Source organism: Hassallia byssoidea VB512170, assembly GCF_000817785.2.
GTDB classification, from domain to species: domain Bacteria; phylum Cyanobacteriota; class Cyanobacteriia; order Cyanobacteriales; family Nostocaceae; genus Hassallia; species Hassallia carrinoi.
In genome coordinates, this window is record NZ_JTCM02000003.1 from 80,253 (window position 1) to 102,218 (window position 21,966).

At 41.7% G+C, this 21,966-nt stretch carries 23 protein-coding genes; 9 read left to right on the forward strand and 14 right to left on the reverse strand.

The features are described from left to right. Window positions 1–217 precede the first annotated feature (217 nt). The 3 genes from cruF to cruG all read left to right on the forward strand — a co-directional run bounded on the left by cruF (window position 218) and on the right by cruG (window position 2,546). A complete protein-coding gene (cruF, locus tag PI95_RS02490) occupies window positions 218–1,123 on the forward strand; it encodes a gamma-carotene 1'-hydroxylase CruF (RefSeq protein ID WP_039738850.1) in 906 nt (301 codons plus the stop codon). Between the two features lie 22 nt (window positions 1,124–1,145). Then, on the forward strand, window positions 1,146–1,274 hold the full coding sequence (locus PI95_RS36635) for a hypothetical protein (RefSeq protein WP_268896634.1): 129 nt from the start codon (window positions 1,146–1,148) through the stop codon (window positions 1,272–1,274). An 87-nt stretch (window positions 1,275–1,361) separates the two neighbouring features. Beyond that, window positions 1,362–2,546 carry a 2'-O-glycosyltransferase CruG gene (cruG, locus tag PI95_RS02495; RefSeq protein ID WP_373695669.1) on the forward strand — a complete coding sequence of 395 codons (1,185 nt, stop codon included), beginning with the start codon at window positions 1,362–1,364 and terminating at the stop codon, window positions 2,544–2,546. A gap of 84 nt (window positions 2,547–2,630) precedes the next feature. Here cruG and rnhA read toward each other — a convergent pair whose 3' ends face one another. The 7 genes from rnhA to PI95_RS02530 form a co-directional block, all read right to left on the reverse strand. Then, window positions 2,631–3,539 carry a ribonuclease HI gene (gene rnhA, locus PI95_RS02500; RefSeq protein ID WP_039738854.1) on the reverse strand — a complete coding sequence of 303 codons (909 nt, stop codon included), beginning with the start codon at window positions 3,537–3,539 and terminating at the stop codon, window positions 2,631–2,633. A gap of 52 nt (window positions 3,540–3,591) precedes the next feature. After that, a complete protein-coding gene (locus tag PI95_RS02505; protein WP_039738855.1) occupies window positions 3,592–4,971 on the reverse strand; it encodes a hypothetical protein in 1,380 nt (459 codons plus the stop codon). Then, on the reverse strand, window positions 4,968–5,390 hold the full coding sequence (locus PI95_RS02510) for a hypothetical protein (protein ID WP_052324743.1): 423 nt from the start codon (window positions 5,388–5,390) through the stop codon (window positions 4,968–4,970). Before PI95_RS02510 ends, PI95_RS02505 begins: the two co-directional genes overlap by 4 nt. Next, the gene (locus PI95_RS02515; protein WP_039740370.1) at window positions 5,378–8,308 is read right to left on the reverse strand and encodes a tetratricopeptide repeat protein; all 2,931 of its coding nucleotides are present in this window, start codon (window positions 8,306–8,308) and stop codon (window positions 5,378–5,380) included. The genes PI95_RS02510 and PI95_RS02515 overlap by 13 nt, the downstream gene beginning before the upstream one ends. An 80-nt stretch (window positions 8,309–8,388) precedes the next feature. Next, complete coding sequence (locus PI95_RS02520; protein WP_039738857.1) at window positions 8,389–8,832, reverse strand: protein tyrosine phosphatase family protein; 444 nt, start codon at window positions 8,830–8,832, stop codon at window positions 8,389–8,391. A gap of 51 nt (window positions 8,833–8,883) precedes the next feature. After that, window positions 8,884–9,342: a cupin domain-containing protein gene (locus PI95_RS02525; RefSeq protein ID WP_039738858.1), complete on the reverse strand. Its 459-nt coding sequence runs from the start codon at window positions 9,340–9,342 to the stop codon at window positions 8,884–8,886. Continuing rightward, window positions 9,332–9,757, reverse strand: coding sequence for a GNAT family N-acetyltransferase (locus PI95_RS02530; protein ID WP_039740374.1), 426 nt, complete (start codon window positions 9,755–9,757; stop codon window positions 9,332–9,334). The genes PI95_RS02525 and PI95_RS02530 overlap by 11 nt, the downstream gene beginning before the upstream one ends. Window positions 9,758–9,847: 90 nt before the next feature. Here PI95_RS02530 and PI95_RS02535 point away from each other — a divergent pair, with 90 nt between their 5' ends. Next, window positions 9,848–10,354, forward strand: coding sequence for a DinB family protein (locus PI95_RS02535; RefSeq protein ID WP_039738860.1), 507 nt, complete (start codon window positions 9,848–9,850; stop codon window positions 10,352–10,354). 188 nt (window positions 10,355–10,542) lie between these two features. Here the strand turns inward: PI95_RS02535 and PI95_RS02540 are convergent, their stop codons facing one another. The 4 genes from PI95_RS02540 to PI95_RS02555 all read right to left on the reverse strand — a co-directional run bounded on the left by PI95_RS02540 (window position 10,543) and on the right by PI95_RS02555 (window position 13,801). Then, window positions 10,543–10,872, reverse strand: a complete 330-nt coding sequence (locus PI95_RS02540; protein WP_236116900.1) for a hypothetical protein — start codon at window positions 10,870–10,872, stop codon at window positions 10,543–10,545. Between the two features lie 313 nt (window positions 10,873–11,185). Continuing rightward, window positions 11,186–12,811 (reverse strand): cyclic peptide export ABC transporter, encoded by a 1,626-nt coding sequence (locus PI95_RS02545; RefSeq protein WP_039738863.1) that lies wholly within the window; start codon window positions 12,809–12,811, stop codon window positions 11,186–11,188. 19 nt (window positions 12,812–12,830) lie between these two features. Then, the gene (locus tag PI95_RS02550; RefSeq protein WP_039738865.1) at window positions 12,831–13,466 is read right to left on the reverse strand and encodes a class I SAM-dependent methyltransferase; all 636 of its coding nucleotides are present in this window, start codon (window positions 13,464–13,466) and stop codon (window positions 12,831–12,833) included. A gap of 74 nt (window positions 13,467–13,540) precedes the next feature. Then, window positions 13,541–13,801, reverse strand: a complete 261-nt coding sequence (locus tag PI95_RS02555) for a hypothetical protein (protein WP_039738866.1) — start codon at window positions 13,799–13,801, stop codon at window positions 13,541–13,543. Window positions 13,802–14,218: 417 nt separating this feature from the next. Between PI95_RS02555 and PI95_RS02560 the strand changes: the two genes are divergently transcribed. From PI95_RS02560 to PI95_RS02570, 3 genes are all read left to right on the forward strand, one after another. Beyond that, complete coding sequence (locus tag PI95_RS02560) at window positions 14,219–14,593, forward strand: DUF4870 domain-containing protein (RefSeq protein ID WP_039738867.1); 375 nt, start codon at window positions 14,219–14,221, stop codon at window positions 14,591–14,593. 206 nt (window positions 14,594–14,799) lie between these two features. Further along, a complete protein-coding gene (locus PI95_RS02565; RefSeq protein WP_039738869.1) occupies window positions 14,800–15,102 on the forward strand; it encodes a type II toxin-antitoxin system HigB family toxin in 303 nt (100 codons plus the stop codon). Beyond that, window positions 15,083–15,487 carry a helix-turn-helix domain-containing protein gene (locus tag PI95_RS02570; RefSeq protein ID WP_039738870.1) on the forward strand — a complete coding sequence of 135 codons (405 nt, stop codon included), beginning with the start codon at window positions 15,083–15,085 and terminating at the stop codon, window positions 15,485–15,487. The genes PI95_RS02565 and PI95_RS02570 overlap by 20 nt, the downstream gene beginning before the upstream one ends. A 176-nt stretch (window positions 15,488–15,663) precedes the next feature. Here the strand turns inward: PI95_RS02570 and PI95_RS02575 are convergent, their stop codons facing one another. The 3 genes from PI95_RS02575 to alaS form a co-directional block, all read right to left on the reverse strand. After that, window positions 15,664–15,876: a type II toxin-antitoxin system Phd/YefM family antitoxin gene (locus PI95_RS02575; RefSeq protein ID WP_039738871.1), complete on the reverse strand. Its 213-nt coding sequence runs from the start codon at window positions 15,874–15,876 to the stop codon at window positions 15,664–15,666. 171 nt (window positions 15,877–16,047) lie between these two features. Continuing rightward, entirely contained in the window at window positions 16,048–16,845 is a 798-nt protein-coding gene (locus PI95_RS02580) for a DUF6745 domain-containing protein (protein WP_039738872.1), read from the reverse strand. 150 nt (window positions 16,846–16,995) lie between these two features. Further along, window positions 16,996–19,638 carry an alanine--tRNA ligase gene (gene alaS, locus PI95_RS02585; protein WP_039738874.1) on the reverse strand — a complete coding sequence of 881 codons (2,643 nt, stop codon included), beginning with the start codon at window positions 19,636–19,638 and terminating at the stop codon, window positions 16,996–16,998. A 302-nt stretch (window positions 19,639–19,940) separates the two neighbouring features. On the opposite strand from alaS, the gene PI95_RS02590 reads away from it, so the two are divergent. Both PI95_RS02590 and PI95_RS02595 read left to right on the forward strand, forming a co-directional pair. Then, window positions 19,941–20,144 (forward strand): heavy-metal-associated domain-containing protein, encoded by a 204-nt coding sequence (locus tag PI95_RS02590; RefSeq protein WP_039738875.1) that lies wholly within the window; start codon window positions 19,941–19,943, stop codon window positions 20,142–20,144. Window positions 20,145–20,877: 733 nt separating this feature from the next. Next, the gene (locus tag PI95_RS02595; protein WP_039738876.1) at window positions 20,878–21,891 is read left to right on the forward strand and encodes a GGDEF domain-containing protein; all 1,014 of its coding nucleotides are present in this window, start codon (window positions 20,878–20,880) and stop codon (window positions 21,889–21,891) included. Window positions 21,892–21,966: the final 75 nt, after the last annotated feature.

A 21,966-nucleotide genomic window follows, 5' to 3' on the forward strand; every position in this document is an offset into this window, starting at 1 on the left:
TGAATTCTTTGTTGATAAATTTTTACTTGAATGATTTAAACTATATGTTTAACATCTTGTGTATTTTCCCTTCAATCAATAGGATCGTATGCTCTGCCAAAGAAAAACAAACAAGTTTACAGACAATTAGCCCTCAAATTAGTTAAATATGTTCTTAAACATTTGTAAACTGTTAGCAGCGAAGTAGCCGCGTGTCACGTCTTGTTAGGGAATTATCATGAGACAACTTGTTATTGTTGAGCGCGTATGCCTCATCGGTCATATTTTATCCAAGGTTTTTGGACTGCTTGGTATACTACTGGTCATACCTAATGCCGAAGTAATTTTGAATTTAGGCACTGTTGGAGAGACTGCGATGCAGTCGAGTATGGCTAACGGCGGTGTAGTTGATATTATATTAGGTACGGTAGCTGTCAGTATTTTCGCTTATAGAGTTTTGGGATTGCGAAATTGGTTAGCATTCATGCTGCCATCAGTGTTTATCTCTGTAGGAAGTGAACTGCTGGGAACTAGCACAGGATTTCCATTTGGTGATTATAGCTACTTAAGTGGGTTGGGCTATAAAATTGCCGGGTTAGTACCGTTTACAATTCCTATATCCTGGTTTTATGTTGGTCTTTCGGCGTACTTAATCGCCAGAGCCGGTTTGCAAGTAGCCGAAAAACCAAGTATAGTGCGTCACATTGCTGCTATAGCGGTGGGTGCTTTGTTATTCACCTGCTGGGACTTCGCTTTAGAGCCAGGTATGAGTCAAACCGCTTTTCCGTTTTGGTATTGGGAAAAACCAGGAGCTTTCTTTGGGACACCTTACCAAAACTATGCAGGTTGGTTTGGTACAAGTGCTTTATTTATGACTGTAACAGCACTATTGTGGAGAAATGCGTCGATAAAATTAGAGCGATCGCAACTCAACGTTCCTTTAATCGTTTATATCAGCAATTTTGTCTTCGCCGCTGGACTCAGCTTAGGATCTGGGTTTGCGATTCCAGTTTTGCTCGGCTTCTTCGGTGGTGTAGTTCCAGCTGTGTCTCTATGGTGGAGAACTGCAAATACATCCTCGCAAACAGCTGTTGAAGCAAACACAGAAATGCAAGTCGCTCCAGTCAAAGTTGCTTTGAAGTAGAAACAAGGGGAGTGGGGGAAGCGTGGTGTGGGGGAAGCGTGGTGTGGGGAGACAAGGGAGACAAGGGGAGGACACTTCCGTGCGGGGGTGGAGGAGTAAGGAACGTGTCCGTGGACAAGGGAGACAAGGGGACAAGCAGAATAACTCCTAACTCCTAACTCCTAACTCTTAACTCCTCCCCATTCCCCATTCCCCACTCCCCATTCCCCACTCCCCATTCCCCATTACCCATTCCCCAATTTTGAATTATTTAACGCTATTTTTGCTACTTATCCAAGTACCGGCAACAGCGATTTTGCTCTCGCGTCTGCTCAAAGGACCCGGACGCCATCCTCCTATTAAACCCCAACAACCGACACCAGAGCTTTTAGGTAGTGTCAGCGTTGTCGTCCCCACCTTAAATGAAGCTCTTCGCATTAGCCCTTTGTTGGAATGTTTAAGCCGGCAAAGCTACGAACTTCGGGAAATTATTGTTGTAGACAGTAAGTCCCAAGATGGCACTCCCGACTTGGTAAAATTGGCACAGCAGCAAGACCCTCGTTTTCGCCTGATGACGGATGATCCTTTACCTCCTGGTTGGGTGGGGCGTCCTTGGGCGTTGCATAATGGCTTTTTGCATAGTTCAGAGGCGAGTGAGTGGTTTTTAGGGATGGATGCTGATACTCAGCCCGATCCCGGTTTGATTGCTGGTTTGGTGAAGACAGCAGAAGCTGAAAAATATGACTTGGTTTCGCTGTCGCCTCAGTTCATCCTGAAATATCCAGGGGAATGCTGGTTACAGCCGGCTTTATTGATGACTTTGCTTTACCGATTTGATCCGGCTGGTGTGAATACCAAGCAGCCAGAACGGGTGATGGCGAATGGACAATGCTTTTTGTGTCGTCGCCGAGTTTTAGCGGCTGTGGATGGCTATAGCAGTGCTGGAGGTTCTTTTTGTGATGATGTTACTTTAGCTCGTAATATCGCCGCTCAAGGCTTTAAGGTGGGCTTTCTGGATGGTGCGAAGGTGCTAAAGGTGCGGATGTATGAGGGAGCGCTGGAGACGTGGAAGGAATGGGGGCGAAGTCTTGATTTGAAAGATGCATCTTCCCGCGCTCAGTTGTGGGGGGATTTATGGCTACTTTTTGCAGTTCAGGGTTTACCTATTTTTGTCGTCCTCAGTTACCTCTTTCTTTCCCCATCTTTCCCCCTCTCCCACTCCCCTACTCCCCCCGTGGTCCTACTGGGTTTGAATGTATTTCTGCTGGTGATTCGCTTTGCTTTGTTGTTGGCGATCGCACCTTCTTACGATCGCACTCGTGCTAATGGTGGCTGGTTATTCTGGCTTTCTCCTTTAGCCGATCCCATAGCAGTGTTGCGAATTTTCTTATCTGCATTTCGCACTCCCCGCGAGTGGCGGGGAAGGAAGTACAATGCTGAGTGAAGAGAAAAGGGGACAAGGGGACAAGGGGACAAGGGGACAATTCTTTCTCCCCATCCCCCCTCTCCCCTCTCCCCCTCTCCCTCATCACCCCATCCCCCCCTCATCTTCACTTTCCACGCGATCGCCTCTTTCCAATTCCCAGAGAATTTGATTACCTTCTCGTCGTACTCGTGAAACGATCCAGTTGCGCCAACGCCATTGGTCTCCTCGACTGGTGACAGCGCTGGCGTGAACATCCATTAAATCTGCTAGTTCGGAACTGGTGATTAAGTAGCCTTTTGTGGCTATTTCGTCAGCGATGTGCAGAGTTTCAACTAAGTTGCGGAGATGCGCCACCCTCATCTCTGGTGGTTTTTCTTCGATTGTTGTCGATGTAGATGGCTCCATAATTGTTGTATCTGTTGCAATACTGATTTCTTGTTTTCTTTTGTTAATTATTGTCGAGTTTGTATCACAATCAGATACTTTTGCTACATTTATCTCGCTTGTTTGCGTTAAGGATTGGTGAGCATGAGTGTAAGCCAGTTGTTTGAGGGATGGGGTTTTACCACTGGCGTAGGCACGAGCAATTACATCGCACCGTTCGTTACCTATGTTACCAGAGTGACCCCGGACGTGTTCCCATTTTACTTTGCGACTGTTGAGTTGATCCAATTGTTCCAAAAGGTCTTGATTTTGGACGGGGTTCCCATCGGCTTTTTTCCAGCCTTTCTTTTTCCAGCTTTTCACCCACTTGGTAACGCAGTTGATTAAATATTCGCTGTCGGTATAAAGGGGGACGGGTTCTTTTTGTCCAGATTCTTCTAGGAATTTGAGAGCGGCGATCGCTGCTTGCATTTCCATTTTATTATTGGTGGTATGCGGAGAGCGATCGCCCATTTCATAAATTGAGCCATCGGTAAAATAGACGACTACACCCCAACCACCAGGACCTGGGTTGCCGGTGCAAGCGCCATCAGTATATATACTTTGAATTGTGCGTTGAATTGACATAATTATAATATCGAACCGCAGAGGCGCAGAGGGCGCAGAGTAAGAGAGGAATTTAGCGACGAAAGATGCGAAGCAATATATACGTTACCACGGCAAAAATGAACCCTATGCCTAAACTCAAGATAAAGATTTCGGTTTGGTAAGCTAGAGGGTTTTTATCTTTGGGTATTTCGGCTAGGATGACGGCAGATCCTATTTGGCTGGTTGCTAGTCCCACACCTGCGATGCCGATGAATTCTTCTAGGTGGCGATCGCTTTTTGCTTGGTATATGTCAATCGTACCTTGAATTGTACTAATTAAGTTTTGCAGCAGGGTCAAGCCTGGACTTAGGTTAATATAATCTGTCTCTACTTGTTGGAGATATTTTTCACCGCTAAATTCGCTAAATTCTTGCATAAATTGTTGCTGATTGTTGCTATTTTCTCTGGAAATTTTCTCTAATCGCTTTTTGTAATTGTTCAGATTTACTTTTATTGTGCGTCCTTGGTCATCAAGGTAATTTAAATCTATTGCATAGTGCGATAAAATTGTCAATGTGTCAGTTAGGGTTTTTTGTAATTCTTGAAGATTGAGTTTACCTGCGTTTATTTGTTGTCCTAATTCACTGATTTTTTTTACTATTTGTTGGACTGCGTGAAAATCTTTCTTAAGTTTGCTTTTCAATTTGCGGCTTTGGTGGTAAGCCCAAATAATTTTATGGCGGTAGCAAAATAGACGGTTTAAATCGAAATATACATTGGCGATGCTTTTGGTAATATCGTCAAGCGATCGCTGTGGTGGAAATAAACATATTAATATATGAAAGCTATCTTGAAAGCTTTTTTCATCAACCCAATCATTAGGCTGTTCCCACATTTCAAATGCTGTTGCACCTAAAAAAGTACCCTGGTTTTTCAAGTTGATTTTACTTTGAGAATTGGGGTTTATTTGCAGATAGCATTGTTGAGCGATCGCTTTAATTTCTTTATCGTTATAAATTTCTGACAACTGTCCCCAAACAAACCAAGTTTTACCGAGTTTTCCTTGCTGATGTATGCGGGATTCTATATTTTTTTTAATATCTTGCAAACGGCTGATAGGTTTGGCGTTATTATCATTAATAACAGAGCAATCGATTTGTAAGGCATAGGTATCACTCAGTTGCAGTGCGCGGTAGTAGCCTTCTAAGTCTGAGTCAAATTTTTCAAGTTTTTCTGGTACGAATAACTCGACATAATCGGCTTCAGCTTTTTCCAGAGAAGCGAGTTTTTTGAGAAAATCCTGTTCTTGAGAATTAAGTTGTTGGTAATCTTTATTTAATTCTGGTTTGATTTTTCGCCAAAAGTGATGACGATTTTGGTTAATTTGCTCGTCTGTTTGTCCTAACCCTTGTTGCAAATCGTAGACGAATAAATCAACAGTTGGATAAATGAGATTATACTGTTGATTCATGGCATAGGCATTTGTAAAGAACGAATAATTATTGCCCAAATATCTTTCGCTTTACTTACAGAGTCAGCAGCTTTGAAAATGGGTTTAGAGATTTCAGTTAACTTTTCGTCTTCGAGTTGTTCGTCAATGGCAACAAGAATATTGTTGATTTCTGTGCTTTGCTGTTCCGCAGCATGATTAATTTTAGCTGGTAATGGTCCTCGACTCCGGATTTTGCTATTTGCGTTTAAAGATTCGTGAATTTGTTCGTAGTAAGTTGCAAGCGGCGGATAATTCATCGCAATATCATACAGTTTGTCAATATCCGCCGGAATGTTAATATTATTTACCTGCGCTTGCACATCATCTGGCAAAGGTGCGTCAAGCTGGTAAAGTGCCAAAAGAAAAGCTTTGAGTTCCGAGGCTTCTAAAGGTTGCATGATAAATTCCCAGTAATTGTAAAAGCTGCCCAGAAATAAGGGTGATTATAAGGTTTATTATTTGGTTCGGTTGTATTCTTAATATTGTTTAAATGGCGTGACAAAAAACGGTAAACTATGCCTTCATCTTCCGGAAGTTGGGCGATTTGAGCTGCATACCATTCTGCAAGTTTGGCGTTTGTGACATTTCGCAACCATTGAGTAGCTTTAGCCAAAGCTACAATCTCTGATTTTTCTTGTTGCAGCAGGTGGTAAAATTGAATCATCACCAAAGCGCTGGCGGCTGATTCTACAGTCCACAGCGTACTGACGACATGCGCCACACCGCAACTCATAAAGCCACTGACAAGCCCGACATATTCGGTGGTGATGGTATGATTACCTGCGATCGCGCTTTCGCAAGCTGCAAGACTAACGAGTTTGTAACTTCTCAAATCAAAGTTGCAAATATCGGTAAGAGTCAGTTTATCTTCACCCGCTAAAGCCAAGTGAGATAAAGCCGGATTGTGAAAATTGTATTCCCCATGTCCTGTAAAGTGAAAAATACTGTGTTTTTCCGGCAAAGCAGTTATTAGTGCTTCTTTTGTCGCTTGGTTAGAGGAAAAGCGAGTGGGTTTGAAGAACATCCGGTTTATCGCTTCCGATTCAATTTGGGCAAATTGCAGCGAGGGATAACCTTTGCTGTTGGGATGTTCGATGCTAAGAAGGGGAGTGGGGAATGGGGAGTTGGGAGTGGGGAAATTCTTCTTGTCTCCTTGTCTTTGTATCCCCGTGTCATCTTTGTGTGTCTGCTGTAAGGTTATGCCAATTTGAGCGCTGGGTAGATAGGTGATGGTGAAGCGATCAAGAAACAGCGCATGGAGAGGAAAGCGGTGTAAGTCGCGGTGAGGAACTAGGATGAGATTTTGGATTGATTGGTTGTTAATTGCCGTCAAAATAGCGGAGATATCAAGAATATCACCCAATTGGCGAAGCATTTCGGGCAAGTTGTCGCGCCATGTTCTTTCTTCTTCGCCCTGCTTATCTTTGCCTTTGCGATAATCGGCATATTGTTCATTCCACTCTTTCACCCAGTCTTCAAACTCGCGCAAGCGTTGCGTTTGGCTGAGAAACTGGGTTTCTCCTAAGATGATGGGTGATGGTGCGTTGTGTTTGAGGATGAAAGTGTGTAGGGCGTAAGGGCTAATATGCCAGTAAACAACAGCAGTTGTAGAATTGAGCAACTGTTGCATATCTGAGTCGCTGGGGGAGGAAATTTCATCACTCCACGCAGACAAAAGCCAACTTAAACAAGCATTTTTACCCTGTTCTGCTAATTCAACTGCTTGCACCAGATTCCCAGACTGCACCGCTAAATCAACAGTCAACTGTTGAAAGCCTGCAAACTTGAAAGTTAGTTGTTTTTTACTTTCATTAGAACGATTTGCTTCACTCAGCAAGCGGCGTAACAAATCTGTACCGCGTCGCTGAAGTTCTTCCGCTTTGGCGGTTTCTCCCAAATTCAACAGAACACGAATCAAGTCTCGCAAAACCTCTAGATGCAACTGGGGAAAATCTGCTTCTGTAAGAGTTTTCAGCGCCTGATTGTAGCTTCTAACAGCTTTGTACCAATAAACGCGGGGGTAAGAATCTCCTAGCCCTCGGAAGTAGTGAGCATTACCTATATATTGATGCAACTTACCCCAACCTTCTGGGTGCGTGTCTTGCTGGCAATACTTCAAACCTTCCTCATAGCTTGCTAATTCTCCCTCATAGCCGCGCTGATTGAGGCTTGGATTTGTCTGTACTATGCCAATTAACAAACTCGGTAGCTGATTATAACTAACTGATTTTTCTGCCGCAATGCCCCGGTTTAACCAAGCTTCGTAGAAGTCAGGTTCAATTTTTATGGCTTTGTCGAACGATGCGATCGCATCTTCATACCGTTGCAAGTGATCGCATAGCACAGCACCCCGGTTATTCCAAGCTGAGTCGTAGTCAGGTTTAATTTCTATAGCTTTGTCGAATGATGCGATCGCCTCTTCAAATCGTCCTAAGTCACCCAGCGTAACACCCCGGTTAATCCAAGCTGAGTCGTAGTCAGGTTTAATTTCTATAGCTTTCTCGTAGGATGCGATCGCTTCTTCATATCGCCCTAAGTCATACAGCGCCACACCCCGATAGCACCAAGCTAAGTCATCATCAGGTTTAATTTCTATCGCTTTGTCGTAGGATGCGATCGCTTCTTCATATCGCCGTAAGTTAAACAGCGCATTACCCCGGTTATACCAAGCTAAGTCATTATCAGGTTTGATTAAGAGTGCTTTGTCATATGATGCGATCGCATCACTATGTCGCCCTAAGTCATCCAGCGCCACGCCCCGGATTAACCAAGCTGAGTCGTCGTCAGGTTTGATTTCTATAGCTTTGTCATATGATGCGATCGCACCTGCAAAATCACCAGCCATAAGTTGCTCAAAGCCTCGTTTGAACAATGCTTTTACCTCTCCCTCCTCTCCCTCCTCCGCGTCCTCTGCGCCTCTGCGGTTCGTTTCTCCCCCCCTCAACAACCGCATCCCAATATCACGCGCCACCTCTCCCACATCCCCAACATCCAACTCACCCAACTGCACCATCCGCGCTGCTAACTCCGCATTCAGTGCATTTGACACTAACAATCTTTCACCAAAACCCCGCAACCACTCCACCAAACCAGCCTGAGCGATTTTGTTTGCATCCAAAAAGCCTCTTACCCGTCGCCGACTCCAGCCGTCATTCACCCCAGCCAAAAGTTCGAGAAACAACGATTCATACTCTGCATCTGTCGGCTGTTTTCGTGGTTCTACGGGCGTGTGTTTCCCCAACGGTGGAGATGGAGACTTGCTATTAAATAAGCGCACTAAAGATTTTTTGAGCCACCGCCAAAGCCGCTTGAGCATTTGCCGCAACCTTGTATCGCTTTATTTCGTGTATTATAGCGATTTTACTGAAAGGCAAGCGCTGAAGCGCTTACTACTAATTATTTTTTAATTGATATTACTTGTTCAATAAAATTTTGCCATATTTCATTAGGAATCCAAATTTTCTGCAAGTCCTTTTTGGCATCATTATCACTAATACCTTGACAAAGGTGGCGATAAAGATACATGAATGCTGAAACTCGCATATTTGCAGCGCAATGCACAAAAACTTGTTTGTCGTTGTTCGCTTCCATGACGCTAAAAAACTCTGTCACATTCTCGATTGTTGGGTTTTCCCAAACAACGGGAATGTGGATATATTGCATATTTTGACTTTCGACAATTTGCTTTTCATCTTTCAAAGCGTTAGGAGATTCTGGTAATGCTAAATTGACAATAACTTGATATCCTGCCTTCTTTATTGCCGAAAACTGTTCAGAAGTCGGTTGTCCGGAAGTGGCAATTGTATCGGATATTTTGAGAAAGTTGTAGATGTTTTCCATGCGTTCACAAGGTGACTCCGTAGGAGTATCGCCCACAATATTTATGCAAAATTAATCATACAAAGTACCATCTTTGCGTGTAAACATCCAACCATCAGGAGTGGATTTCGCGATGATGTCATCATCTGGATAGTTTCCGCGATCGCCTGGAGTTCTATCGCCAATTTCTAAATAAACTACCATCCCCTCCGATTTATTCACCAGATGGTGTCCATTTTCCTCACCAGCGGGGAAACCTGCCATCATACCCCGTTTTAATATTTGTTCTCCCTCGTTGGTAATTAACGTGATTTCACCCTCTATCACATAAATAAACTCATCTTGTCGCGTATGCCAATGTCTCAACGCAGAACAGCTTCCTGGCGCAAGTGTAACTAAATTTACACCAAAGTTTTTCAAGCCAGCCGCATTACCTAACGCTTGTTTGACTCTTCCTACCATCAAAGGCTTAAATTCATCAGGATAAATTGAAGTTGTGCGACTGGGTACATTTTCTGGGTTAATTATCATTGTTTTGATTTATTCTAAACATCAACTGCATTTTAACTAATTCAGATGTAAAGCCCCAACGCTGATAATATGGAATCATTTCTGGTAAACAGCAAAGAGCAATCCACTCTATTGATTTTAACTGAGGATGATTGATAACTGCATCCATCAACTTCGAGCCAAGTTTCATGTTTCGATGAGTCGGTTTAATAATCACATCGAAAATAATTGCTCGATAAACAAAGTCAGTAAGAACGCGAGTAAAACCAATTAAGTTTTCATTTTCATCAACTAACCCGATAATGATGTCTGATGCTGCAAGCATCCGCACTACGTCTTCAAGTGTACGTTGATTACTCCAGAATTCGTTTTTGTACAAATCCAGCAGTTCCGAAATTTGATTTTCAGTTAGTTGTGAAACAATTCGGTACGTCATAAGCCTTTTCTTCATCAGCTAAAGAGCAAACTTATATAAATGCTGATTTTTTAGATAAAATCAAACTTAATTGTACACGCTCGGTAAATCATGCGCGATCGCACTTACTACGAAACGATGGCAGAGTACAACTTTTGGATGAATCAAAAGCTTTATGCTATCTGTGCAGAAATTCCTGACGAAAAAAGAAGAGAAGATTTAGGTGCATTTTTCAAGTCGATACACGGAACTTTAAATCATCTGCTTTTTGGCGATCGCGCTTGGATGGGACGCTTCATCGAAAAACCTTTTACAGCTAAAATTGGACAGGAATTATATATAGACTTTAATGAACTTCGCCAACAACGAGAACTTACCGATCGACAAATTATAGAATGGTCAAAAAGCCTTTCTGCTGAGTGGTTAAACCAACCATTCAAATACACCAGCGGTGTAGATGGAAAAACGCGAATTTTACCTGCTTGGGTTTTGGTGACGCATATGTTTAATCATCAAACTCACCACCGAGGACAATTAACTACTCTTCTTAGCCAGCTAGGATACGATCCGGGTATTACTGATTTACCGTTTTTGCCATGTTTGAATGCAATTAATTAAGTATAAAAAGTTAACAATGCATACTGTTAAGTGTCGGAGCTGCGTCTTTTTGTCGTCTAGGTCGCAAAATATCTCTGTGATGTCCAAGCGAGATTGTAGATGCACCATAACCTGTATCAAGCGATCGCCTACTTCTTGTATTTAAGCCTCAACCAGTCACCAAGAAAAGCATTTTTTGTTGGTTGGTGTTATGCTGATTTTGTTAAGGCACGTAGTAGTCTTTGTTTCGGGCGGTGTCGCGGTTCGCTCGTGAGGAAGCTAACAAGCTCGTACAGTTCCAAAACTTTAACCCCCTTGGCACTAATCTCGCCATAGTTTTCAATTACCCTTTGAACCCATAGATTAAAGTCATCCGGCGACCAGCCATCAAAATGGTTGGCAATGCATCCAATCAGGATGTCGTACCCTGCCTTTAGTGGAAATCCAGCAGCGGTTGCAGCAGCTTCGCAATCTTTGCGACAACTGGCGAGCGCTCGTTCAAAATCTAGAGTACTGATTTCCAGAGCGTTAATGGACATCGTGCCATTCAAAGTTTCAACAATCATTGTTATACGTTCCGTCTTAAAGTGTACTTAAGGGCGATGCAGGTATTGATACGTAAGACCAGTAAAAAGCGATCGCTCTTTTAATGGGTATATTTTTCTATTTACCAGATAAGTGTCCCTTTCACCCTTTTCCACAACAAAATTCAACAGCAACGAGTGCCTCGCCGTAATTCATAATTCATAATTCATAATTCATAATTCATAATTATTACCTTATGCATTCAGGCGGTGGCTTGATTTCGGAAGAAAATTGATTTGCTCTCTACCCTAAATTATGAATTATGAATTATGATTTAATAATTCTTTGGTCATATTCAACTTTGCCGTAATCTAACTTAATTACTCTATCTGCTAAATGAAAATAGTGGTCATCGTGGCTGATAACTAATACTGTTTTACCTTGTTGCTTGAGATTTAATAGTATTTCTTTATAAAATATATCCCGGAAAACCGGGTCTTGGTCTGATGCCCATTCATCAAATAAATAAATCGAACGATTTTCTAAATATGCAGTTAATAAAGCCAGACGTTTACGCTGTCCTTGGGATAGTGCTGTAGTCGATAATTTACCATTTTCAATCTTTACTTTGTGACTTAATTGCAACTGTTGCAAATATTCCTGTGCCTGTTTATCAAAGTCAAGATTACTAATACCTAAAATGCGGTCAAATAAATAGAAATCTGAAAAAACTACAGAAAAATGCTGCCGATACCATTCGCGATTTTCATCGGTTATTACTTTACCATCTAGCCGAATTTGCCCTGATTCGGGGATGTACAATCCTGTAATCAGTTTCGCCAAGGTGGATTTACCGCTACCATTACCGCCTACAATAAACACTAGTTGACCGGGATGAAAGGTCAAATCCAGCGGACCTAAAATAAAATTGCTGTCTTCTACTTCACCTGGGTAAGCATGGGTGACTTGTTGTAATTCTAATGTAGAAAATATCCCCGTGTCTTTGTGTCCCCGTGTCCCCGTGTCTTCTTTTTGTGCGGCTAATGTTAAACCCATTCTTTCTATTTTTTGCAGTGCTACACTTGCTCTAGACAGTTGTTGAAGCTTGTCTAATATGCTTTGCATCGGTAGCATCAGGTAAGTGAAGGTAAGTATATATCCTGATAATACAGATGGTGCGATCGCTATTAATTGCGGCAAACCAAATAGCAATAAGCCGATAAGAATAAAAAATAGCAGATTTGACCAGTTGCTACCAATTGAAAATGTTATCAGCGCTGTAGCATTATGATCCCGCGATGTAGCTGCGCTTTTTTGCAATTCTTGAGAGAAAAAGTCTTGACGGCGGGCGGCGTGTAATTTGAGTTCTTTGATACCATCAACAATGGTGCTAAAATGTTTGAATAAGCGGTCTTGGTCAACTCTAGCTAAGGTGAGAAAATGTTGCGCTCTATTAATTAGTAGTTGAATAGTGCCCAACGCTACCATGATAAAGCCGATTGTAAAGGCAAACACGCCGATGGAGAGCGAACCGAGGTAGAGCAAGCAACCGGCAATAATGGCAATGTCAACGCAAATAAAGGGAATTGCGTAAACTGTGGTGGATAGTGTGGCAACATCTTCGGTGAGGGTTGTCATTAATTGATTTGCACCGAGTTGTTCTAAATGTCGCAGGGGAGAAGACAAAACCCCTTGACTCAAGCGCAACCGCAAGCGATAAACAGCGTCTTGGGAAAGATTGATTAACAAAACTTGGCAGATGATGCTGTTGATGAGAACTACAAATGCTAGTGCTGCGAAGTACCACACTATGTTAGATGTAAAATTGCCACTGACAGCACTGTTAATTAGTGCAATCAGTCGGGCGGTGGTTCCACCACTGACTAAACCAGTTAAAATAGCGATCGCTACCTGCAACTTTGAAGCACGCAATAAAAGCCAAATTAAATTCATCCACAATACCGCAATGCTGTTAGTTCGGTTTTAACCCAATCATCAGTGCAAGTTCTAACCACTTCCAGTAACAATCGACATCAGTAAAGCCGATTTCTCGCAACCAACGCAGTTGGGTTTCCACGTTTAAAAGTTTATTTGATGGGTCGTCTTGTTCCAAAGTTATACCAATCGCTTTTAAAAAATATTCGTGCAATGCTGGTGTTGACGAAGAAACATGTTCTAAGTTGCAGAAAATACCACCCGGTTCCAATATTTGAAATATTTCTGTGTAGAGAGAATGTTTGCGATCGTCTGTGAGGTGGTGAATGGCAAAGCTGGAAACTACTGCATCAAATTTACCCAACTCTGGCAATGGTTCATCTAAGTTGTGAGCGATCGCTTTGGTCGTTGCATCGTTTGCAAAGCGGTTTTTTACAGCTTCCAGCATTGTGGGTGAAAAGTCAACCGCAACACCTTCAACTTGGGGACGGTCAATTTTCAAGAGTGCTAATAAGCGACCATCTCCAGTTCCCAAGTCGAGAATGCGCTTGACTGTTTTTGGGACTTGTTCTAGGAGTACTTTTTCCCCTTCGGTGCGATGAGGAATTTTATCTGCTTGTGCTAAATAGCCTAAAGCATGTTCAGCAGAAGTCCAGAGGTTGATTTGAGTCATTTGTTAAAGAATATTTGTTTTCTCTAATTTTAAGAATTAGCAATAGGTGCGTTGAATCACGCACCCTACGTTTTTCAAGCATGAAGGTTAGCTTGTTCTTGCAACCACGGATCTACAGGTTGTCCATCTTTGCGACGCAATTCAATTTCAATTACCATCACTTCTTTTGAACCAGGAGGAGCCGGTTTTTTATGGAAAATAATGTCATAATCTGCTGGATTGTGCTGACGCTCTTTCAACCAATCTTGCACTTTGGTGGTGGCAAAAAATGATTGCCCTTGCTCAAACATGCTAGTAATCTGCATCTGTAGAGAGAAAGGATTTAATCTACCCATTGTCTACTCCTTTAGAAATTTTTTCAATACAAGCCCAAATGCTATGCTATAATACTTCTTGTACGGCAGGGAGTGCCGGAACTCACGCTTGAGGAGCTAGTTGCAAGACTAGGATAACACTGAAAACATCATGTGTGCCCAAGAAACCTAAACCCTTGTGGTTGAGGTACTTCACAATTTTTATGATCCAAGAGGGCAGGCATTTTGTCTGCCCTTAAAAATTTCTAGATATTTTGAATCAGTTCTTCTACTGTGGGGGTTCGGTAAACCTCATAGTAGAGTCGATTAGTAGCGTTCAAACTTCATTTAGCTCAAGGAAAAGCCGGAAAACCTGCGCTTGTACGGTAAACAGCAATACTAAACTTATTAAATGCTCGTTACAATCAAAGCTAGAAAGCAACTTGAGGAGCGACCAGGATGCAAGTTTCATACGACTCAGATAAACGTAAATTGCTATCATCTCTGTGTCATGGAGCGATTTTTTTTAGTACAGGATTATTATCGATTGGGGTTCCGATCGCCATTAACTTACTTTCTGACGATCCAGTTGTTAAAAGCAACGCCAAAGAATCAATTAATTTTCACTTCAATGTTTGGTTCTGGGCAACTTTAATTGGAATCCCGATTGCGATTATATCTTTTATCACCTTTGGTATTGGCGGAATTTTATTCTTCCCTGTTGTTGCACTTGGTTTTGCAATACACTGGGGACTGACGATTATGGCATTATTGCACTGTTTAAGTCAGCCTGATGAACCGTTCCGTTATCCGTTTATTTTTCGAGTGTTTTAATCGCGCTGACAATAGATATAGTTTCTTTTTAGAAAAGGGATGTTTGGACATCCCTTTTTTAATTTATTATGCGATCGCTCTTGGCTGCTTTGTTGGCAGTTGGTGCGATCGCGTTGACTGGAAAAACTTCGCAATTTGCTAATATTATAAAATATACCTCGACCAAGAGACATAACTTATGAGGCATCTTTCTATACTCAAAATATATGCACGTTATTTCTCGTTCCAGACTTGTCGAGTTCTGGGAAAAATATCCTAATGCACAAAACAGTTTGCGTTCATGGTATAAGCTAACAACTTTAGCTGAATGGCAAAACTTTGTTGATTTACGCCAAGTTTTTCCCTCAGCCGATCAAGTTAATAATCTTACAATTTTTAACATTGGCGGTAACAACTATCGACTCATTACGTTAGTAGATTACAATTATCAAAAAGTTTTTATCCGCCATGTTCTCACCCACGCAGAATATGACAAAGAGGACTGGAAAAATGACCCTTGGTACACCTAACACTTACATTGAATTACTGACAAATTTCCCTCCTCGTCCCATCACCGCTGAGTCAGAGTTGCTGGCTACGCAAAAAGTAATCGACTCATTGATTGATAAAAGTGAATTAACACCCGACGAACAAGACTATCTAAATGTTTTAGGTACTCTAGTATATGAGTACGAAGAAAGACATAAACTCATACCTGATATTTATGGTGTCGAGTTACTTAAAGTACTGATAGATGAATTTAGTTTACGCCAAAAAGATTTAGTTTCTATCTTTAAAACCGAGTTTATCGTATCTGAAGTATTAAGCGGTCAACAAAATTTAACAGTCAAGCAGATTCAGGAGCTTGCAAACTTTTTTCACATTTCACCAGCAGCTTTTTTTGAGTCTAAATGAAAAACTTTGTAAGTGCGTAGACGCAACGCGACTTGTCGTAGACATCGCTCGCGTCCATCTTTATTGGCAGTTGGTGCGATCGCTTTAAAGAATTCTCCCCTTAAATAACGCTGACAGAGTATTTGAGGATTTCTGGATCTGGATAATTTTCATCTACCTTCAAATGCATTCAGAATCTATAAGGGTAAGGGTGCATCAAAATCATCAGTAACCGTAAATTCTCCAGCACATAAACCAAACGGACGCATCTTTTTTTCGGTACTTGTAATCGGTTTTAGTTCGGCAATAGGTTTGTCAGCTTGCACAATAATAAAGCTTTCACCTGCTTCAACTTGATTGAGGTATTGCAATGGTTTTTGTTGAAACTCCTCAACTGTGACTCTTTGCATGATTAGTACTTAAGCAATGTTCAAAGGTAATCTTTTACCTGACTTAATTGTAGTGCGTAGACGCAACGCGACTTGTCGTAGACATCGCTTCTCATGGATGTTGGGTTATGCTATCGCTTCACCTAACAATTTATAAGTTATTATTGGGTTTCCCTCGTTCTACTCAACCTACTAACTTTCTTCTGAAAGACATTGACCGTGGTTAGCATAGACACTATAGCCATCAGCAAATTCAAGGGCTGGTTTACCATCAGCATGAAGTCTATTTTCCTCATCAAAAAATAATTTATAGGGACGATCGCAGGCAATACAAACCTTCTCATATCGAAATAAAAGACCACAATATTGAATTAGTTGTTGAAAAACATCCCATTTATTTCTATCGTGATGAAGCTCAATAACTGAAATACAGAAATCAAACATGCACCCCCAAATTGCCCATTCCGCTGGTCTTGTGAGATGCCCTGTAAAGTATGAAAAATCACTAAATCCCAACTCAGGATTATGCTTTTCAAAGTCAGTGAGCAACTGCTGCTCAATACATCTCTCAATACCGTATGGAAAGTAGGAAATTTGGTGATATTCCTGAGTTGAATAGTATGGAAATACGGGAAATTGTATTTGATTTCGCAACCTGATAAAAAGATGTTCATCAAGCTGTTGCTTTAACCCACATTGAATATGATCCACTACTCTTTTAAGAAATTTAATATTTATATTGCGACCTAGGTCATGCCGAAAATTATCAATACGAGTAACGTCTTGAATCGCCACAAAAGGATTACTATAGAACAAAATTTCAGGTTCTGGATAATTACTGATAAAATAGGCAGCCTTAATTACTTCAGTAACTTTATCACGATTAATTGGTTCTTTTGAGATAGCAATTGAGTGCCATTTTTCTCGATATATAGGGATCATTGCCTCTTGAACCGGGGCTAAATTTGTAACGATCTTGTGTCTTGACATGTTCCAAAAAAAGTTAAAACAAGCGAGTACTGATAAAAAATATTGCTTCAGATGATGAATAAAAAATGGGTTAAGACAAAGCCGATAGCAGATGCCTAACCCACAAGTAAATTTGCGAATTATTACCAGTAAAGAAAATAGTTTAGAACTTTAAGCTAAACCAGACTTCAACTCACTTTGCGCTTTATCCAACGCTTCTGGTAACTTACTCGCATCACGTCCCCCAGCTTGCGCTAAATTCGGTCTTCCACCACCACCACCACCGCAAATCTTCGCAATAGCACCAATAAATTTACCGGCAAGAAGTCCTTTTTTATTGACTTCTGGACTAAAAGCTGCTATCAGGCTAACTTTCCCAGCTTCCGGAACCGAACCCAACACCACCGCACCCTTACCCAGTTTTTGCAACAAGCGTTCAGCTGCGGTTTGCAACGAAGCGGCATCAACGTCTTCCATTTGGGCGACGATAATTTTATAATCGCCTACAGATTCAGCTGTTTGTAGCAAGCTGTCAGATTTAGCGATCGCCAATTGTCCTTTCAATATCTCCAACTGCTTTTGAGTATTCTTCAACTCGTTTTGCAGTCCGGTGATTCTCTCTGGAACTTCTTCCGGTTTAACTTTAAAGCGATCGCTTAAATCCTTGACTACTTTATCGCGAACATTCAAATAATCCAGCACCGCTGAACCGGAAACCGCTTCAATTCGCCTTACTCCCGAAGCTACACCAGCCTCAGAAATAATCTTAAAAACGCCAATCTCCGCAGTATTACTTACATGAGTTCCGCCGCACAGTTCCATCGATACACCCGTAAAATCAATCACGCGCACTTCTTCGCCGTATTTTTCGCCGAACATGGCAACAGCACCCCTAGCTTTGGCTTCTGCTAAAGGTAATATTTCGACTTTCGCCGCATGTGCTTCGGCAATCCAAGTATTAACCTGTTCTTCGACTTGCTGAACTTCTTCCGGTGTCAGGGGACGCGGACAGTTAAAGTCAAAGCGCAATCTGTCGAAGGAAACCAAAGAACCAGCTTGAGATATGCCTTCATCGACTAACTTCTTCAAAGCCGCTTGCAGCAGATGTGTAGCAGTATGATTTGCTTGCAGACGACGCCGACAACCCGCGTCTATCTGTGCAGTCACAGAATCTCCTACTCGGATTGTACCGCGTTCGATGCGTCCGAAGTGAACAAAGAAATCAGATTCTTTTTTCACGTCTTCGACTCGAATGACGATACCATCACCGGAGATATAACCGCGATCGCCTATTTGTCCGCCTGACTCAGCATAAAATGGCGTTTTGTCAAGCACTATTTGCACGCTTGTCCCCGCGTCCGCTTCTTCTTGGGAAACTCCACCCACAAGTATGACTTCGACTTTTGCAGTTGCTGTCGGTTGGGTGTAACCCACAAAATCTGTCACATTAATATGTTCGGCTAGCTTGTCGAGAGAACCTTGTACAGTTAAATCGATGGTTTCGTGTGCATCTCTACCGCGTTCTTTTTGGATTTCCATTTCTGCCTCGAATCCAGCAACATCAACTGTAAGGCTGTTTTCCTCAGCAATTTCTTGCGTCAGTTCGAGGGGGAAACCGTAGGTATCATACAAAGTAAAAGCACTTTCCCCGCTAATTTGGGTTTTGCCTTCTTCTTTCAGCTTGGCGATAATTTCCGCAAGCAGTTTTTCCCCTCTTTCCAAAGTTTTCAGGAAGTTGGATTCTTCGCGTTGCAATTCAGCTTTGATGGCGTCTTCGTCTTGGCGCACATTCGGGTAAGCTGATTCGGAAATGCTAATTGCAGTTTCCGCAACTTCTGTAGTAAATTCTCCAGAAATGCCAATTAAGCGTCCGTGACGCACCACGCGACGAATTAAGCGACGCAGCACATAACCGCGTCCCACGTTAGAAGCGCGGATTTCATCGGCTATCATGTGGACGACAGCACGAACGTGATCGCCTATTACTTTCAAAGAGACTTTGGTATTTTCATCGCTGGTTGTGTAATCAATACCAGCAATATCTGCTGCTGTTTTAATTATCGGGAAAATTAAATCGGTTTCGTAGTTGTTAGGAACACGTTGGAGGATTTGCGCCATCCTCTCTAAACCCATCCCGGTGTCGATGTTTTTATTGGCAAGTGGTGTTAAGTTGCCTTCTGCATCGCGGTTATATTGCATGAAGACGAGATTGTAAAACTCGATAAATCGGGTGTCGTCTTCTAAATCAATATTGTCGTCGCCGCGTTCTGGGTGAAAGTCGTAATATATTTCTGAGGAGGGACCACAAGGACCAGTAATACCAGATGCCCAAAAGTTATCATCTGCACCCAGGCGCTTGATTCGCGCTTCGGTGACACCGATTTGATCGCGCCAGATAGCAAAGGCTTCGTCGTCTGATTCAAAAACGCTGACAACGAGGTTTTCTTTTGAGAAGTTAAAGACTTTGGTGGAAATTTCCCAACCCCAAGCGATCGCTTGTTCTTTGAAATAATCACCAAAGCTGAAATTACCCAGCATTTCAAAGAACGTTTGATGCCGATTCGTGCGTCCGACGTTTTCGATATCGTTGGTGCGGATGCATTTTTGGGAAGTTGTCGCACGTTTAAATTCTGGTGTGCGCTGTCCCAAGAATATCGGTTTAAATGGTAGCATCCCCGCGATCGTCAGCAGCACGGTGGGATCTTCTGGCACCAAAGACGCGCTTGGGAGAATCTGGTGTCCGCGTTGAGCGTAAAAGTCGAGAAAAAGAGTGCGAATTTCGCTACCGCTGAGGTACTGGAGATTTGAAGGCATAACTGTTTACAAAAGTTGAGGGACGCTTGGACGCTTAAAAGAAAAGATTTTTATTTCTCCTGGTGTGTGCATATGATAACTACTTTAGTCGTTTCCAACATTTCGCTATGAATAAGCGTATTTGCATAAGTATCTTTATATATTTTTGCATTTCGTTTCAATTTGTCGAAGCGCGATCGCCTGCGTCAGTGCCGTATTACGTAGTGGCACAATCACCTAACTCTGGTAGGATGATCCTTTAAAATCTTTTTCATAAGATTAATCTTGAAAGAATAATCCAAGTCCAAGTACAGAGGTGACTCATGGCGTTGAAATTGAACGTTCCCAACATTGCCTGCGATGATTGTGCAGCAACGATTTCCGAATCTATCCACGTAATGGAACCTGATGCCAAAGTTGAGGTAGATGTCAAAGCCAAAACTGTCACCGTAGAATCCGCAGCTTCGGAAGAGTCTATCAAACAGGCGATTGTTGCGGCTGGTTATCACATAGAAGGTTATCAGTAATGGAATATTAATTATTAATTAATATTTTTCCTCAGGACACTGATGAAGACAATTTTCGTCGCCATCATGTGTCCGCCTCGCAAATTACAAAACTCGCTTTTTTGGTAATTTCAACTTTTGATTTTGATTTATGTATATTTACCGATCAAGCAGCAATTTGTTAAGAAAAATGTGATTTAGTAAAGAAATCCGGAAAAAATAAAACAGATAAATTTAGCTTTTACGTTTTTCGCGTTCATCGATTCCGTGCCTTAGTCTGAAGTCATATAAAGTTACTAATCTTTATAACATATCTCGGTTTTTACGGAGTAATTACGCAGATTGCTACTTGGATGATTCATAAAAATAAGTTATGGAAATATTGGACTTAATGGGTATTTCTTATTTTAAAGTCTAAAGCTTTGATTTTTGGTAATTATTTGGGAGGTTTAACACCAGTAACTGAGAGTAAGCCTCTACCCTAAGAAAGATTTTTCAGTGTTTTTACTGTTTAAAAAAAATAGGTGACAGCTGAAAGTAGGTATCATAAGTTTCAGTTCCTGCAATTGTCGCAATCAAAATATTAAGAGGTTATTAAAAGTTGGCAACTTCTTATATATCTAGTGTTAAGACAATCAAATATTCGGTAATATTCCCTTGCCAAAACAGAAATAGACTCAGTAATAAAAGCAAGTTTTAGCAAGTTGAATCAGGGTTATAGCGTTAAAATTGAATAAGGGCAAAAAGCAAAGCAATGAATATTTCTATTCTGGTCTTTGGAAGTGATAAATTTCTCGCTAGCCTTCCGGATCAGATCCGTGATGCAACCGCTTTTAGTGTAGAAGTTATCGCCAATTTGAATCAGGCGGTGTCGCGCATTCAAAATACGCCACCGGATATAATCTTAGTGCAGGCTAGCCTTAATGCCAGCACGGAATTATGTTGTTGGCTGAAAGACCAGACAAAGCTATCGTGGATATACTGTATTCTCTTTGAAGATCGTCCTGAAATACTCTCTCAAAGAAACTGGGAGTGGGATTTGGAGATGACTTCCACCGCGCTAAAGCAAGGTGCTGATGCTTATATTTGGCAAATTACCGAAGAAAAAAGAGACCAGAAATCAGCGTTGTCTGCTAATAATCGCTTAATATTAGCTCAATTAACGGTAGGTTTGCGAAAAGCGCAAAAATACCGAGATATGATGCAAGAAAATGATGTTTTGTCAGCGATCGCCTTAGCAGATTCACTGACACAAATGAATAATCGCCGTGCTTTAGAATGGGATTTACCCAGACAAATCCAAAAATCACGGAATCAGAATAATCCCTTAAGTTTGATTATTCTCGATGTAGATTTCTTCAAAAAAGTTAACGATACCTACGGACATTTAGTAGGCGATCGCCTTTTACAGTTACTATCTGCAAGACTGCGGAATAATTTACGCTTTCAAGACACAGCCTTCCGCTACGGTGGTGAAGAATTCGTGATTATTCTCGCTAACACCACAGGTGAAGAAGCACTTTTAGTAGCGCGTCGTCTCAATCGCATAGTCAACCAAGAACCATTTAAAATTAACAATCAAGTGACTATCAACCTCACCATTAGCTTGGGTACAGCTTCTTTGCGAGACGAAGATGATGCCAATGGAATGAGTATGCTAGATCGTGCCGATAAATATCTTTTACAAGCCAAAGCCACAGGACGCAACCGTGTCATTAGTAGCAACTACTTATCCCATATGTCACATCTTCAAGTTGTTTCCTCTTAAAGTTAAGAGTCAATGGTCAAGAGTCAACGGTCAAGAGTCAAGAGTCAATGGTCAATAGTCAATGGTCAATAGTTA

Bases quoted from the DNA above. Each gene is read 5' to 3' on its own strand.
- PI95_RS02565 (WP_039738869.1), top strand. From the start codon at position 14,800: ATGCACGTTATTTCTCGTTCCAGACTTGTCGAGTTCTGGGAAAAATAT.
- PI95_RS02570 (WP_039738870.1), top strand. From the start codon at position 15,083: ATGACCCTTGGTACACCTAACACTTACATTGAATTACTGACAAATTTC.
- rnhA (WP_039738854.1), bottom strand. From the start codon at position 3,539: ATGTCAATTCAACGCACAATTCAAAGTATATATACTGATGGCGCTTGC.
- PI95_RS02545 (WP_039738863.1), bottom strand. From the start codon at position 12,811: ATGAATTTAATTTGGCTTTTATTGCGTGCTTCAAAGTTGCAGGTAGCG.
- PI95_RS02590 (WP_039738875.1), top strand. From the start codon at position 19,941: ATGGCGTTGAAATTGAACGTTCCCAACATTGCCTGCGATGATTGTGCA.
- PI95_RS02595 (WP_039738876.1), top strand. From the start codon at position 20,878: ATGAATATTTCTATTCTGGTCTTTGGAAGTGATAAATTTCTCGCTAGC.
- alaS (WP_039738874.1), bottom strand. From the start codon at position 19,638: ATGCCTTCAAATCTCCAGTACCTCAGCGGTAGCGAAATTCGCACTCTT.
- cruF (WP_039738850.1), top strand. From the start codon at position 218: ATGAGACAACTTGTTATTGTTGAGCGCGTATGCCTCATCGGTCATATT.
- PI95_RS02510 (WP_052324743.1), bottom strand. From the start codon at position 5,390: ATGCAACCTTTAGAAGCCTCGGAACTCAAAGCTTTTCTTTTGGCACTT.
- PI95_RS02515 (WP_039740370.1), bottom strand. From the start codon at position 8,308: ATGCTCAAGCGGCTTTGGCGGTGGCTCAAAAAATCTTTAGTGCGCTTA.
- PI95_RS02575 (WP_039738871.1), bottom strand. From the start codon at position 15,876: ATGCAAAGAGTCACAGTTGAGGAGTTTCAACAAAAACCATTGCAATAC.
- PI95_RS02560 (WP_039738867.1), top strand. From the start codon at position 14,219: ATGCAAGTTTCATACGACTCAGATAAACGTAAATTGCTATCATCTCTG.
- PI95_RS02505 (WP_039738855.1), bottom strand. From the start codon at position 4,971: ATGAATCAACAGTATAATCTCATTTATCCAACTGTTGATTTATTCGTC.
- PI95_RS02540 (WP_236116900.1), bottom strand. From the start codon at position 10,872: ATGTCCATTAACGCTCTGGAAATCAGTACTCTAGATTTTGAACGAGCG.
- PI95_RS02530 (WP_039740374.1), bottom strand. From the start codon at position 9,757: ATGACGTACCGAATTGTTTCACAACTAACTGAAAATCAAATTTCGGAA.
- PI95_RS02535 (WP_039738860.1), top strand. From the start codon at position 9,848: ATGCGCGATCGCACTTACTACGAAACGATGGCAGAGTACAACTTTTGG.
- PI95_RS02525 (WP_039738858.1), bottom strand. From the start codon at position 9,342: ATGATAATTAACCCAGAAAATGTACCCAGTCGCACAACTTCAATTTAT.
- PI95_RS02550 (WP_039738865.1), bottom strand. From the start codon at position 13,466: ATGACTCAAATCAACCTCTGGACTTCTGCTGAACATGCTTTAGGCTAT.
- PI95_RS02520 (WP_039738857.1), bottom strand. From the start codon at position 8,832: ATGGAAAACATCTACAACTTTCTCAAAATATCCGATACAATTGCCACT.
- PI95_RS02555 (WP_039738866.1), bottom strand. From the start codon at position 13,801: ATGGGTAGATTAAATCCTTTCTCTCTACAGATGCAGATTACTAGCATG.
- PI95_RS02580 (WP_039738872.1), bottom strand. From the start codon at position 16,845: ATGTCAAGACACAAGATCGTTACAAATTTAGCCCCGGTTCAAGAGGCA.